The sequence below is a fragment of the uncultured Acidaminococcus sp. genome, from assembly GCA_900538365.1.
GTDB lineage: Bacteria > Bacillota > Negativicutes > Acidaminococcales > Acidaminococcaceae > Acidaminococcus.
Window position 1 is genome coordinate 54031 of sequence record UPXT01000002.1, and the last position, 13422, is coordinate 67452.

The following is a 13422-nucleotide window of genomic DNA, read 5'->3' on the forward strand; positions in this document are numbered from 1 at the left end:
TCCCAGTTAAAGTGCTTCTCGCAATTTAGCCGCTTCATCGGGTGCTAGCCAAGTATCGACAAGGTTCCCATGTTTTTTGAGGAACCAGCGGGCCGTCTCCTCATAGGAAGCCTTCGTATCCGCCATATAGGCCAAGGCTTCTGCCGTAAGGGCGCTCGATGTGTGATACCGGCTGAGGAACTTTGAAAAATCAGGTTCCCGTTTGGGGAAACGGGAATTGGCCGCGATAACAACCTTCACGACAGGCGCTTCTGTAAGTCCCTCTTCAAAAGCGGCTTTTTCATAAGGGGCATCTTCCAGCAGGACAAGGTCAAGTTTACCCGAAAGCCAAGTCGGTTCCCACTGATACCCTACAACAGGAAGTCCTTTCTCATAGGCGGTCAAAAAAGCCGTAGACAGCGTAGCTTCGCTGCCGGGCCGAAAATAGACATAGTTCCGATCAAGGCCATAGGCTTTATACTTCTTATAAAGGATGGCATCGATGTTCCATCCTGGGATGGCCCCATATAAGCGTCCTTTTGACGGTTCCTCCTCATCCTTAAAGAGCGCCGCATATCGGCTCAGGTCCTTGACGGATTTGAGGTCCGGCGCCATAGGGGAAATACCGCGTTCAGCATCGCCTTCAATGACGTAGCGCGGAACATAAAAACCTTGGCGGTTATCAGCATAGTTGATGCCCAAATCCACGATCCCACCGGCGGCCTTATCTGCTTCATAGGTAGGAACGTTATCCGTCCACAGCTCCATATTGACATCCGCGTCGCCGCGTACAAGGGCAGCCTGCGTAATGGGCGTTGAACCATAAAGGATTTCTGTCTTGAGGCCATAGACCTTTTCGGCAATGATCTGGGCCACGGCATTATGGAACCGGACGCTGTCCCATCCGGGATCTGCAAAAACGACAGGACGCCTTCCATCAGAGGAACACCCTGAAAGAATCCCCAATAACACGAGGAGGGCGGTCAGGATCATTAACTTGATTACTTTCATGAAACCATCCTTTCTTTAGTATGTTTATGCAAAATATTTGTTCATAATATTAATTTTACATGGTGTGAAATACTCCGTCAAATATTTTACAATTTGTTCATAAAATTAAACATATTCTTATAACGCTAATTTACAATGTTTTAGCGTTATATACTGTACTATTTTATTCTCATCATTGTAATTTTCAGTACGCAAATATTCCTTTTTCCAGCAAAAAACAAAACCTCCCCCATCAACATTGACAGGAGAGGTGCATAAATTGCTTCTTTAAATGGAGACATCAAGAAAATTTCCGTCCATCATGACCGCAAGAGGATCTTGAATCGTGACAAAGGGTTTTTCCTTAAAAAGGACCAGATCGGCATCCTTCCCTATTTCAAGGCTCCCTACCCGGCCTTCAACGCCCATAACACGGGCCGCATTGATGGTAACTGCTTCAAGGGCTTGTTCATAGGCCATGCCTTTACTGATGGCAAGACCGACACAAACGGGCAAATACTGCAGCGGAATTACGGGCGCATCCGTAATGATGCAGATATGGCGGCCTTCGGCTAATGCCGCCACACTGTCAAACCCTTTCCCGTGAAGTTCTACCTTGCCTCGGCTTCCCAAGCTTGGACCTACGAGAAGCGGGATTTCCGGACGTTTGCGCAAGAATTCCAAGATATCCGTTCCGCAAGTCACATGGTCCAAGGTAAACCGTAGATGGAATTCATCACAAATGCGGATTGCCGTCACAATATCAAGAGCCTCGTGGCAGTGGATCTTGAGCGTTTTTTCGCCGCGCATAATAGGCACCATAGGTTCCAGTTTCCGATCATAATCACGGACGGGTGTTTCCGCATAAACCTTGGCCGTAAGGAGAAATTCCCGAAGTGTTGCAGCAATCCCCATACGGGTTGTTTCATATCCCTTTTTAGGATTTTCCCCTAAGGCGCATTTCATGGCAAAATAAGGGTCAAGGACCATCTCGTCAATAATCTTGCCCCGGGTCTTGATGGCAGCATATTGGCCGCCAATCACATTCAGCGAACCAGGCCCGCTGGCGCAGCAAGTAATGCCGGCATTTCGTGCTTCCTCAAAGGTCCGATCGAGAGGATTTATGGCATCAATGGCCCGCATCTCTGGGGAAAGGATCATCTTCTTCTCGTTATGGTCGGCGTAGAATTCACCCAGCGAATCTGCTTTGAGCCCAAGATGGGTGTGAGCATCAATGAGACCGGGCGTCACATAGGCCCCGCCAGCGTCCCGAACGGATTCGCCTTCTGCCGAAAGGGATTCCCCCACTTCGGCAATTTTCCCTTCAAGAACCCTAATATCATAGACCCCCTCTGTCACATGGGGACTGAGTACATGAGCATTTTTAATCAGCATTGCTATCCCTCCTTCATTGAGTTTTCTTTCAGTATATCACATCAATCATAAATACATGGAAACCCCCGGCCCAATTGGCAGGTCAAGCAGGAGCCAAAGAATCATCATGACCGTCATGGTTGACAGAAGGATCAGGGAATAAGGAATTGTAAGGGAGAAAATGGTTCCAATCCCCAGTTCCCGCTGCGTCATTTCGCCGGGGCGCAAGGGAATCTTCCCTTCGGCCTGGTATTCCGTGAGAAGCCCTATAATGATGGGCAGAGCCGAATGAAGGGGTGAACAGATATTGGTGCACGAATCCCCAATGCGAAAGGCCAGCTGGGCATAAGCCGGATGGACATTGAGGAGGGTGAACATAGGTACAATCATGGGAGCGATAAGAAGCCACTTCGAGGATCCGCTTGTCATGAAAGGATTGATGATCGCCGTAACAACAACAATCATCAGGCACAAAGGAATGAGTCCCACATCGGCCCCTTTCAGGACTTCTGCTCCAACAATGGCAACAACCTTGAATATATTAGACTTATTCATCATGTCAATGAATAGGGAAGCAATCAAAGTTGTTGTCAAAAGAGGAATGGCTTGCTGCAGACCCGCCGATACGAGGCGGGGAATATCCCGCATCTCCTTGATTGTTCCCGTCGCTGCTGCATAAGGAATGCCCGTTGCCACAAAAGCAAACCCAATAATGACGATGATGCCCTCAAAGAGTGGGGATTTCGGAAGAAATCCACCTTTGGCATTGCGCAGGAGTGCTCCGTCCGGGATCGTGAGAAGCCCCATAATCAAAAGGAAGAAAAGAAAACCATAAAAAGCCCAGCGCAGACCTTTTTCTTGATCTGCCGTTAGGCGATGCTTTTCAATGAGGCTCTCATCAAGTGTCCCATCCCCATCGCCCACCATACGGCATACAACTTTTTCCGTAAAAAGAGTCATCGTCACGGAAAGGATAAAAGTGGCTGCTGCCATGAAAAAATAGTTGACCGCAGGATTAATCGGTACGGAAAGTCCCATTTCATTGACAATACTTTCCGTTATCCCCGCAAGCAGCGCATCCGTCCCAGCAAGAAAGAGATTGGCAGTAAAACCGCCGCTGGCGCTGGCATAGCCCAGGATGACCCCAATAAGGGGATTGCGGCCCAAGGCGGCAAAAATGACACCGCCCATGGTAAAGGAAAAAATTGTCCCCGCGTCACTCATAAGATTGGCATTGATTCCCACAAAGACCACAGCAAAAGTAATTAAACTGCGCGGTGCCTTGAGCAGATATTTTTTCATGAAGGTCTCAAAAAAGCCCGTTTTTTCGATGAAGGCACTGGCTGCCATCATGACAAGGACCAGTTTTAGCGGTGGATAAGAAACAAAAATTTCCGGAAATTTCGTGATGATGTAGCGCAGGTTATCTCCAGAAAGAAGATTAACAACAGAAACTGTCACAAGTTTTTCCGGTTCGCCTGGAATCTTTGATGCACTCATATAGGAGATGCCGACACCCATGCGGGCAAGAATACAGGAAATGATCAGGGTAGCAAGGAGCATACCGCCAAAGAGTATAAAAGGATGAGGTAATTTATTGCCCCAATACTCAATGGTATCAATGAATAGATTGAGGAAGCTTTTCTTTGTTTTCATGATGATTGTTCTCCGTTTACAAAAAGGGAGACTTCAGATAGAAGCCTCTCCAGAAGGATATTCACCGCGATGGATTTCCACTGATTCTACAAATCCCCCAGCAGCCGCAAAGCTGCCGGGGGATTGACCATCGTTGCCGCTATCCTTCTTAAAGGGGGGACAAAATCAAGGAAGCTGTAACCTTACTGAATATGCATGGGAATGCCAGGTCCAATTGGCAGGCCAAAGGTAAGCCAAACAATGAGCATGGCCGTCATGGTTAGAAGGATAACCATGGCATAGGGAATTGTTAAAGAGAAAATCGTGCCAATCCCAATCTTGCGATGTTCCGTTTCACCGGGGCGCAGAGGGATTTTCCCTTCTTCTTGATATTGCGTCAGCATGCCGATGATCACGGGCAGAAGTTCCTGCAGGGGGGAGCAGATATTCGTGGCCGAGTCACCAATGCGGTACGCAAGCTGGGCATAAGCAGGATGCACATTCAGCATGGTGAACATAGGTACAATCATGGGCGCGATGATGAGCCATTTGGAGGAGCCGCTCGTCATGAACGGGTTGATAATGGTGGTCACGACTATGATCATCAAACAAAGCGGCAAAAGACCGATATTAGCTCCACGCAGGGCTTCTGCACCAGCAACGGCGACCATTTTAAAGATATTGGATTTATTCATCATGTCGATGAAGACCGCAGCCATCATAGTCGTCGTCAAAAGGGGAATCGCTTCCCGCAGACCGGCGGAAACAAGGCGCGGAATATCCTTCCACTTCTTGATTTCCCCTGTTGCCACACCATAAGGCAAGCCCGTGGAAACAAAGAAGAAGGCAATGAGGGTAATGATGCCAGCAAAGAACGGAGATTTCGGCAGGAAACCGCCATTTGCGTTGCGCAAGATGGCCCAAGAAGGAACAGTGAGGGCTGCCATGACGGCAAGGAAGAAGAGGAAGCCATAAAATGCAAAGCGCAGTCCCTTTTCCTGGTCTGCCGTCAGTTTATGTTCCTCAAGCATGGCCATATTGACCTTTCCATCCCCATCGCCGACCATGCGGCAGACAACCTTTTCTGTAAAAAGGGTGAGCGTCACTGAAAGGAAGAAGGTTGCTGAAGCCATAAAGAAGTAGTTCATGGCGGGATTGATATCGACAGCAACGCCCATCTCCTTGACAACACCTTCCGTGATGCCTGCAAGCAGGGCATCCGTACCAGCAAGGAATAGGTTCGCCGTAAAGCCACCGCTCGAACTTGCCCAGCCAAGAATAACACCTATCAAAGGATTTCGGCCCAAAGCAGCGAAAATGATTCCGCCCATGGTCAAGGCAAAAAGGGTCCCGGCATCACTCATCAAGTTGGAGTTGACGCCGACGAAGACAACAGCAAAAGTCACGAGGCTCCGAGGCGCGCGGAGCAGATACTTTTTCATAAAAGTCCCAAAAAAACCGGTCTTTTCAATAAAGGCCGTAGCAGCCATCATTACAAGAACAAGTTTCATGGGGGGATACCCAATGAAAATATCAGGATACTTCGTAATCAGGTAACGTAGGTTGTCACCGGAAAGCAGGTTGGTAACGGCAATGGTCACTTCCTTTTCCGGTTCCCCCGGTGTTCGTGAAGCCGCCATATAGGTGATGCTGCAGCCCGCCTGGGATAGGATCCAGGACCCAATAAGGGTAATGATGACGAGCATCCCAAAAAGGATAAAAGGATGGGGCAATTTATTTCCCCAATACTCAATGGTGTCGATGAATTGATTCATCCACGACTTCTTTCTGACAGATGTTTGCATGCGATTTGCTGCCTCCTTTTGTTTGATTGGATTCCGTTCATGCTGAAAGCGCCTGCCGGTTTGTAAGCCGGCTATCCGAGCCGCGGCTGATTGGACCGCTGCCGTCCCCTTCGATAGAAAAAACGGCGCTTTGAGAAAAATGATTGCATCTTTATTATACCGAAACTAAGAAAAGAATGCTAGCTATTTTCTGAAAATATAAAATTTTTCAAAAATAATAATGAGTCATCCACTTAATGCGGTCAAATAGAGTATAATCTTTATGTATCCATTACATTTTGAATCAGTATATATCTATATTTTGCTTCTAATGCTCTATGTAACCAAACGGCAAGTTAACTTATCCACTCCAAGAGACCTTTTTTGTCCCCCATTCTTTTTCCTTGCCGGAAGGATTGCCGTCACATACAATGAAAGAAAACGCTTCTCCCCATGCAAATAGGCCATGTTGGCACCGACTGGGCCCAAGGAGGGATTCCTGCCCTTCTCCCTTATTTTATTGCGGCCTGTCAGCTTTCCTATAAGGGAGCAGCGGGCATCATTTTGCCAATATTGTCTTTGTCTCTGTAACGAAACCTTTCATCGGCTATGATTCGGTCTGTGTACCCCTTCCCTACTTGGTCCCCCCTTGGTATTTTTCTCTGTGGGTTCAGCCGTTCAGCCATGACCTTTACCCAATATAATTGGTTCATCCTCATTTTACCCATGCTGAGCGGATTGGGCAGCAGCCTCTTCCATCCCGAAGCGGCGCGTCTTGTTAACGCCATTTCAGGCACCCAAAAAGGTAAGGCCATGGGAACCCTTTTTCACAGTAGCAATGCAGACTTTGCCGTTTATCCCATGGCGGCAGGGTTCAGTGCCTATTATTTTGGCATCATGGGGCTCATCATTTACTCCGTGATCAGCTTTTTCATTGCTCTCTTCCTGATGAAAGAGTTTCCGGCAATTAAGGCAAGACTCACAGCGGCAGGAAAAAGGAAACAGCCTAAAAAAGATCCCGACTGGTATCATGTCCAGCCGGGATCTTTTCTTATTGTTATAAAATCATATTTTGGATGATTTCGCCGTCTTCGTCCTGTTGATATTGGACCTTGAATGAATAGCCTTCGGGATTTCCGCTTTTTGTATAAAAACCGCGGATTTCAAAATATTCTTCATTGGAAACAGCGTAAGCTTCCGCAAGGTCCCCCAAGTAAACCGTCAAGGACTGGGCCGACCCATCAAAGGTCTTCAGGACAGATGCAAGCCACTGGGCAAAGTGGTCCACATTCCGATAGATGATGTTTTCTTTGTGAAAATCCTGGTCACGAAACGTCATCAAAACGCCTCCCTTACAAGGTGCATGGTGAATCAATCGCTCAGGAAACCCTTTATTCAGATCAGGGTCTTTACTGCAGCAAGGACACCTTCAAAGTTAATGGCGTGAGTAACTTCCGGAACATATTCCACATAGGTGACCTTATCATTTTTATCAATGACAACAACACCGCGGGCTTCAAGACGCAGCCCTTCCATAAGGAACCCATAGTTCGTCCCAAAAGAGGCGTCACGATGATCAGAAAGGGTGACAACATTCTTCACCCCAGCAGCCCCGCACCAACGAGCCTGGGCAAAAGGCAGGTCCATGGAAACCGTAAGGACCACAACATCGGAAGAAAGACCGGTTACGTCCTTATTGAACCAACGGGTCTGAGCATCACAGACACCCGTATCAAGGGACGGTACAACGGAAATAACCTTGATTTTGCCTTCATAGTCCTTCAAGGTCTTTTCAGCAAGGCTATTATCAAGCAGCTTGAAATCAGGAGCTTTTTCTCCCACTTTCACTTCAGGACCAACAAGGGTTACAGGGCCGCCAGCAAAAGTAACTGCGCCAGAACGTTTTTCCATAATTTATTCCTCCTATATCATAGCAAAATGGATGATCCATATGATTCATTCATATGATAGCTATACTATATCACTTTAATAACGATTAGTAAATAGTTATTTTAATCATCTGCAAAATGTTACAGCATGGAAAAACGCCCCTATGGAAGCACTCCACAGGGACGTTTCAGGCACTTTACAGTGCTTATGCGATTTTTTAAGGATAAAAGGAGCGTACCTACGGCACAATCCCCGATTTATCTTACATCATGCCAGGCATGCCACCCATGGCAGGAGCAGCCGGAGCCGGATTTTCAGCCGGTTTATCCGCAACAACAGCTTCCGTGGTGAGGATCATGGCAGCGATGGAAGCTGCATTCTGCAGGGCACTGCGCGTAACCTTGCAAGGATCCACAATACCGCTCTTGATCATATCGACATATTCTTCCGTCTGGGCATTGAAGCCAATTCCCTTGTCAGCTTTCTTGACAGCTTCAACGATAACAGCACCTTCAAGACCGGCGTTGTTGGCGATTTGACGGACAGGAGCTTCGATGGCGCGTCTAACGATATCGATACCCGTCTTTTCGTCCCCTTCGGTTTCCTTTTCCAGTTCATCGAGGGCCGGCTGTACTTGCAGAAGAGCCGTACCGCCGCCGGCAACGATCCCTTCGGCCACAGCTGCGCGGGTAGCGTTCAGGGCATCTTCGATGCGGAGTTTCTTGTCTTTCAGTTCCGTTTCCGTAGCGGCACCAACTTTGATAACGGCAACGCCGCCAGAGAGTTTAGCCAAACGTTCCTGGAGTTTTTCCTTGTCGAACTGGGAAGTAGTTTCAGGAATCTGGGCACGGATGGAAGCAACACGGTCAGCAATGGCCTGTTTGTCACCAGCACCATCAACGATAGTGGTAAGATCCTTAGTTACGCGAACCTGGCTGCAGGAACCAAGATCAGCAACGGTAGCGCTGTCGAGCTTGCGGCCAACTTCTTCGCTGATGACTGTTGCACCCGTCAAGGTTGCAATATCCTGGAGCATAGCCTTACGGCGGTCACCAAAGCCAGGAGCCTTGACAGCAACAGCCTTGAAGGTCCCACGGAGTCTGTTCACAACGAGGGTAGCCAGGGCTTCCCCTTCAATGTCTTCAGCAATGATCAAGAGTTCACGACCCTGTTGCACCACTTTTTCAAGAACAGGCATGATGTCTTGGATCATAGTAATTTTACGGTCCGTAATGAAGACGTACGGGTTGGACAGAACGGCTTCCATCTTGTCCGGATCCGTAACCATGTACGGGGAAATGTAGCCGCGGTCGAACTGCATCCCTTCAACAGTTTCAAGGGAGGTTTCCATGGTCTTGGATTCTTCAACGGTGATTACGCCATCATTGCCAACCTTTTCCATAGCATCAGCAATCAAGCCGCCGATTTCCGTGTCACCAGCAGAAATAGAAGCAACCTGTGCTTTTTCTTCCTTGGTGCTGACAGTCTTGGCGTTTTCCTGAAGCTTTTTGACGAGACAGTCCGTTGCTTTCTTGATGCCTCTCTTGAGGACCATCGGGTTAGCACCGGCAACCACGTTCTTCATCCCTTCATGAACGATGGACTGAGCAAGGAGGGTAGCCGTCGTGGTCCCATCACCAGCGATATCGTTGGTTTTGGTTGCAACTTCACGAACAAGGGCGGCCCCCATGTTTTCAAACGGATCTTCCAGTTCGATGTCCTTGGCAATGGTTACACCATCATTGGTGATGGTCGGGGAACCAAATTTCTTTTCGAGGACAACGTTGCGGCCCTTGGGCCCCAAGGTAACTTTTACAGCATCAGCCAGTTTATTGACGCCGCGTTCCAGACCACGACGTGCTTCTTCATCAAATTGAATGAGTTTAGCCATTTTTATCTACTCCTTAGTTCCAAATGATATAAGGTGATTGGTTCTCCACAAAAAAGGGAGCGATTCACTTATCCTCAACGACAGCCAAAATGTCGCTGTCACGGAGGATGATGTAATCCTTGCCGTCCAGTTCTACTTCGCTGCCGGAGTATTTAGCAAAAACAACGGTTTCGCCAACCTTGACTTCAGAAGCAACACGAGTGCCATTATCAAGGAGACGGCCCGTACCTACAGCTACGACCTTACCGGTCTGGGGTTTATCCTTATGAGCCGTATCAGGCAGATAGATCCCACTTTCCGTTTTTTCTTCCTGCACAACCGGTTCTACGACGACATGATCTTCCAAAGGTCTTAACATGTTTGTAATCCCCTTTCACTATGGTTAAATTTTAACTTTTTGATTTATTAGCACTCATTACATTGGAGTGCTAACCACAGCTATAATAATAGCATCTTTCAAAAAAAATGCAAGGGGTTTTACTAAAAAAGTCAAACTTTTTGTCTTTTAGGGTGGAAAGACATATAGGAATGCTTTGACGCTTTGATGCTGCAGTGCGTGGAGGGAAAGATGGAAACAAGTGGCGCCAAACCATCTCCCCATTGGTCGTGGAGCCGAATTACAATCGCCCTCAAACATGTTTATTGGACTTCCGCTATCGCTCTAAAGCAGCCTCAGGACCGGGGCAAATCTACTTCACTGCCGTTCGTATAGAAACGCCACTGACGCCTCTCATCCACCACCAAAACCGGAAAACACTGATTATGATACACAGGTTGAAAATTCCCGTTCTCGGTCTCTCCGCCTTGGCAAGTCGGGAAGATTTCAGAAAAATTGAGTTCCAAGGCGAAAACACGGTGGCAGATCGTACTAAAAATCAGGTAACCGTTGCTGCCTTTCAGCATATCAATAATTCCATAACCACTTTGCTGGACTGCTCCCTTCGGCAGCCACAGCACCACAGCAAAAGCCAGAGTGCATTGCTTTATCCATGCACTCTGGCTTATCTTAGCTCATTTCTTATCCATTTCTTCTTTGAGCCGCTCCATGATTTTCCCATAGTTTTCTTTTTTGTGAGGAAACAGGCAGCAGGAGCAGTCCTTGACGCCTCTTTCTGTATAGGTAAAGGCACCGCCGCAGTCTTTTACAAGGTACAGGGGACAAAAGCAGAAGAGGCAGTTGAAATCCTTTCCATCGCTTCCCTTGTGACAAGGAAAAAACTCACAGTCCATATGAGAAAAGTACTTATAGTGCGCCGTCATTACTCTTTCCAGCTTTCCGCCAGCTTGCCAAATTCTTCTATGCTAAGGGACTCCCCTCTGCGCGTCGGCTCAATTCCAGCACGGGCCATCCAGGCCTCCGCCGTATCACCGGGACGCACCATGGACTTTAGACAGGTGCGGAGCATCTTACGGCGCTGGGAAAAAGCTGCCCGTACGACCTTGAAGTATAAGGCAGCATCCACATTGACAATGGGGCTTTCCCTTTTTTCACATACGACCACCATGGAATCAACTTTCGGAGCCGGCATGAAATCGCAAGCCGGAACGGGAATTGCCAGTTTGGGCTCAGAATAATACTGCATTGCCAAGGAAAGGGGCCCATAAGCTTTTGTTCCGGGGCGCGCGGCCATCCGCTCAGCCACTTCTTTCTGCACCATGACAACAATGCGTTTCAAAGGAAGCTGGGCTTCCAAAAGGGAAAAAATGATGGGCGTCGTAATGTAATAAGGCAGATTCGCCGCCACCGTAAAAGGTTTTCCCCCCGTAATATCCTTGAGATCAACCTTAAGGATATCCCCATGGATGATTTCTATATTATCATACCCTTCGAGCGTCTTATGAAGGACCGGAAGAAGCGTCTGATCGATTTCAACGCTCTTGACATCGGCCCCGGTTTCCGCAAGGGCCTGAGTCAATGTGCCAATTCCGGGGCCAACTTCAAGGACCAGGTCTCCCGGACCGATCTTTGCTTTTTCTGCAATACCCCTTACGACGGCCTCATTGATGAGGAAGTTCTGTCCAAAGCGTTTTTTTGTATGAAGACCAAAGGTATCAAGAATATACCGCGTAACTTCACGGCTTGCAATCACAGGATGGAGCATACTGAAGTCCTTTCTCACGCGAGACGTGTTTCGATGATCTGAAGCGCTCTATTGAATTCGTCTCGGGTTACGCCATAATGATTGAGACGCTCCACCATTTTCTTCACATTGCCGTAGCCAATGCCCAGTTCAGCGCCCAGGGCATCCCTCCTTTTTACCGCTTCCGAGGAACCGCTGAGTCCATGTTGGTAAAGGTCCATGGCCGTAAACTCATTTTGAGGAACCATGGTCGAATGGCGGACCTTTGCAAGCGCTTTTAAAATAGCTTCCGGCTTAGCCTGCTCAATACCCACATCATGATGGGCAAGGGCTTCCGATTTAGGAACGAAGGCCTGACCAGCATTTGGGAAGCGCTCCGTCAGATAGCGGCGGATCCGTTCCCCTGCCCCATCGGGATCGGTTAGGATGATAATGCCCCTTTTGTCATAAGCAGCCTGGATTTTCTTTAATGTATACGGCGACAAGGTAAATCCGCCCGTTTCGATGGTATCCGCGTCAAGGGCCTTTTTGACGGCCACGGTATCCATTTTCCCCTCTACGACGAGGACTTCCTTCAGCAAACTAGTCACACTCCCTATGCTAGACCTTTTATTCTGGATTTTTACTCTATCAGATTGAAGGAAGATTGTCAAAAGAAAGTTCTCCCTCAAAAAGGAAAGAGGCCATTGCCAATTGGCAACAGCCCCTTTTCTACTCAAGGAAATACACGGTTACGTCGCGCCTGCCCCAACTGATTGCGTCAGAGTAGTTTTCCATGTACAGGTCAATCCGGCTGCCATTGATGGCACCGCCGCAATCGCCTGCCACGGCAAATCCATAACCAGGGATGTACATCCGCGTTCCATAAGGAATTACATCAGGATCCACGGCTACGATTCCATGATAAGGCACAACGCCTGTCGAAGTCAGACCGGTTCCGCTGCCTTCGGCAAGGGTGTACGCGGAAGCCTCAAAGGTCCTCGCGCTGCGGTACCGAACAAAACCACGGCTTGTTTCCACCATCAGATTTTTGCCTGTGCCTACTTCTACGACTTGCGGAACAGGTTGGGAAACAACATCACGTGCCAGTTCTCGTCTTACTTCTTGATTTCCAATCTTCACCGTGCGGTAGGTGACGACAGCTTCCCCATTACGGCCTTCCGATACAATGGACTGTCTGCCGCGGGGCAGGTTGTCATTATTGCGGAATTCCACTTCAAAAGGAATGCTTTCTTTGGCCGTCTTCACCTCAGTTGTGGGGGAAACGACATGGATAGTCATGTCTTTTTTTGCCGGGGACTCCAAGGACGGATAGACCTTATATCCTTTGTAGTCCACACCCACAGCATCCAGCACTTCTTTTACCGTTTTGCGTCCGATGGTATACTCGGTCGTTCTTCCATTATGCCACACCTTGATTGGAATGGCACGGACGACTTCGATTGTCGACCCATCTTCAAAGTTTCCATGACCAACTACATCATAACCATCGGCTTTTTGAAGAACAACACCGGCTTCTTCCAAAGCACCTTTCACTGTAAGGGCTCTGGTTGAAAGGGAAATTGTCTGCCCGTCAACTTGAATCTTCACCTGTTTTGGAGCGGCAGCAAAGCCGAGAAAATTCAAGCTGAAAACAAGCATGAGCATGACAACAACCCACTTTTCAGGACGCTTCCAAGTATTTGTTATTCGCAAATTCTCGCCTCCTTAAAGCTTTTGTATTCTACCATGGAGACGAAAAACCTGTCAAAACAAAATTAGGACCAGCTCCTAAAAATGAACATTTTCACCGTCTGAT

Annotated in this window: 14 protein-coding genes; 1 reads left to right on the plus strand and 13 read right to left on the minus strand. The window is 48.1% G+C overall.

The features are described 5' to 3' along the window. Positions 1 to 6: 6 nt before the first annotated feature. From QZQ08_RS00780 to QZQ08_RS00795, 4 genes are all read right to left on the minus strand, one after another. A complete protein-coding gene (locus QZQ08_RS00780; RefSeq protein WP_296326584.1) occupies positions 7 to 990 on the minus strand; it encodes an ABC transporter substrate-binding protein in 984 nt (327 codons plus the stop codon). Between the two features lie 267 nt (positions 991 to 1257). Then, a complete protein-coding gene (locus QZQ08_RS00785) occupies positions 1258 to 2364 on the minus strand; it encodes an amidohydrolase family protein (RefSeq protein WP_296326586.1) in 1107 nt (368 codons plus the stop codon). A gap of 45 nt (positions 2365 to 2409) precedes the next feature. Beyond that, entirely contained in the window at positions 2410 to 3999 is a 1590-nt protein-coding gene (locus tag QZQ08_RS00790) for an AbgT family transporter (protein ID WP_296326588.1), read from the minus strand. Positions 4000 to 4181: 182 nt separating this feature from the next. Next, a complete protein-coding gene (locus tag QZQ08_RS00795) occupies positions 4182 to 5783 on the minus strand; it encodes an AbgT family transporter (RefSeq protein WP_296326590.1) in 1602 nt (533 codons plus the stop codon). A gap of 588 nt (positions 5784 to 6371) precedes the next feature. Between QZQ08_RS00795 and QZQ08_RS00800 the strand changes: the two genes are divergently transcribed. After that, on the plus strand, positions 6372 to 6842 hold the full coding sequence (locus tag QZQ08_RS00800; RefSeq protein WP_296326592.1) for an MFS transporter: 471 nt from the start codon (positions 6372 to 6374) through the stop codon (positions 6840 to 6842). Here QZQ08_RS00800 and QZQ08_RS00805 read toward each other — a convergent pair. The 9 genes from QZQ08_RS00805 to QZQ08_RS00845 form a co-directional block, all read right to left on the minus strand. Then, on the minus strand, positions 6820 to 7101 hold the full coding sequence (locus QZQ08_RS00805) for a hypothetical protein (RefSeq protein WP_296326594.1): 282 nt from the start codon (positions 7099 to 7101) through the stop codon (positions 6820 to 6822). The two genes, QZQ08_RS00800 and QZQ08_RS00805, sit on opposite strands and share 23 nt — an antisense overlap. Positions 7102 to 7157: 56 nt before the next feature. Continuing rightward, a complete protein-coding gene (gene tpx / locus QZQ08_RS00810; RefSeq protein ID WP_296326595.1) occupies positions 7158 to 7673 on the minus strand; it encodes a thiol peroxidase in 516 nt (171 codons plus the stop codon). A 241-nt stretch (positions 7674 to 7914) separates the two neighbouring features. Next, the gene (groL, locus tag QZQ08_RS00815; protein ID WP_296326597.1) at positions 7915 to 9543 is read right to left on the minus strand and encodes a chaperonin GroEL; all 1629 of its coding nucleotides are present in this window, start codon (positions 9541 to 9543) and stop codon (positions 7915 to 7917) included. Between the two features lie 64 nt (positions 9544 to 9607). Further along, a complete protein-coding gene (groES, locus tag QZQ08_RS00820; RefSeq protein ID WP_296326599.1) occupies positions 9608 to 9901 on the minus strand; it encodes a co-chaperone GroES in 294 nt (97 codons plus the stop codon). A 314-nt stretch (positions 9902 to 10215) separates the two neighbouring features. Beyond that, complete coding sequence (locus QZQ08_RS00825; RefSeq protein WP_296326602.1) at positions 10216 to 10503, minus strand: hypothetical protein; 288 nt, start codon at positions 10501 to 10503, stop codon at positions 10216 to 10218. A gap of 51 nt (positions 10504 to 10554) precedes the next feature. Next, a complete protein-coding gene (locus tag QZQ08_RS00830; RefSeq protein WP_296326604.1) occupies positions 10555 to 10803 on the minus strand; it encodes a cysteine-rich small domain-containing protein in 249 nt (82 codons plus the stop codon). Then, positions 10803 to 11645 (minus strand): 16S rRNA (adenine(1518)-N(6)/adenine(1519)-N(6))-dimethyltransferase RsmA, encoded by an 843-nt coding sequence (gene rsmA, locus QZQ08_RS00835; protein ID WP_297898917.1) that lies wholly within the window; start codon positions 11643 to 11645, stop codon positions 10803 to 10805. Before rsmA ends, QZQ08_RS00830 begins: the two co-directional genes overlap by 1 nt. Before the next feature lie 14 nt (positions 11646 to 11659). Then, a complete protein-coding gene (gene rnmV / locus QZQ08_RS00840; RefSeq protein ID WP_366140881.1) occupies positions 11660 to 12205 on the minus strand; it encodes a ribonuclease M5 in 546 nt (181 codons plus the stop codon). A 130-nt stretch (positions 12206 to 12335) separates the two neighbouring features. Next, positions 12336 to 13319 (minus strand): 3D domain-containing protein, encoded by a 984-nt coding sequence (locus QZQ08_RS00845; protein ID WP_296326611.1) that lies wholly within the window; start codon positions 13317 to 13319, stop codon positions 12336 to 12338. Positions 13320 to 13422 lie beyond the last annotated feature (103 nt).

What these genes read in the sequence shown, in the direction of transcription:
- QZQ08_RS00780 (WP_296326584.1), bottom strand. Translation starts at nt 990, where the DNA reads ATGAAAGTAATCAAGTTAATGATCCTGACCGCCCTCCTCGTGTTATTG.
- QZQ08_RS00785 (WP_296326586.1), bottom strand. Translation starts at nt 2,364, where the DNA reads ATGCTGATTAAAAATGCTCATGTACTCAGTCCCCATGTGACAGAGGGG.
- QZQ08_RS00790 (WP_296326588.1), bottom strand. Translation starts at nt 3,999, where the DNA reads ATGAAAACAAAGAAAAGCTTCCTCAATCTATTCATTGATACCATTGAG.
- QZQ08_RS00795 (WP_296326590.1), bottom strand. Translation starts at nt 5,783, where the DNA reads ATGCAAACATCTGTCAGAAAGAAGTCGTGGATGAATCAATTCATCGAC.
- QZQ08_RS00800 (WP_296326592.1), top strand. Translation starts at nt 6,372, where the DNA reads ATGATTCGGTCTGTGTACCCCTTCCCTACTTGGTCCCCCCTTGGTATT.
- QZQ08_RS00805 (WP_296326594.1), bottom strand. Translation starts at nt 7,101, where the DNA reads ATGACGTTTCGTGACCAGGATTTTCACAAAGAAAACATCATCTATCGG.
- tpx (WP_296326595.1), bottom strand. Translation starts at nt 7,673, where the DNA reads ATGGAAAAACGTTCTGGCGCAGTTACTTTTGCTGGCGGCCCTGTAACC.
- groL (WP_296326597.1), bottom strand. Translation starts at nt 9,543, where the DNA reads ATGGCTAAACTCATTCAATTTGATGAAGAAGCACGTCGTGGTCTGGAA.
- groES (WP_296326599.1), bottom strand. Translation starts at nt 9,901, where the DNA reads ATGTTAAGACCTTTGGAAGATCATGTCGTCGTAGAACCGGTTGTGCAG.
- QZQ08_RS00830 (WP_296326604.1), bottom strand. Translation starts at nt 10,803, where the DNA reads ATGACGGCGCACTATAAGTACTTTTCTCATATGGACTGTGAGTTTTTT.
- rsmA (WP_297898917.1), bottom strand. Translation starts at nt 11,645, where the DNA reads ATGCTCCATCCTGTGATTGCAAGCCGTGAAGTTACGCGGTATATTCTT.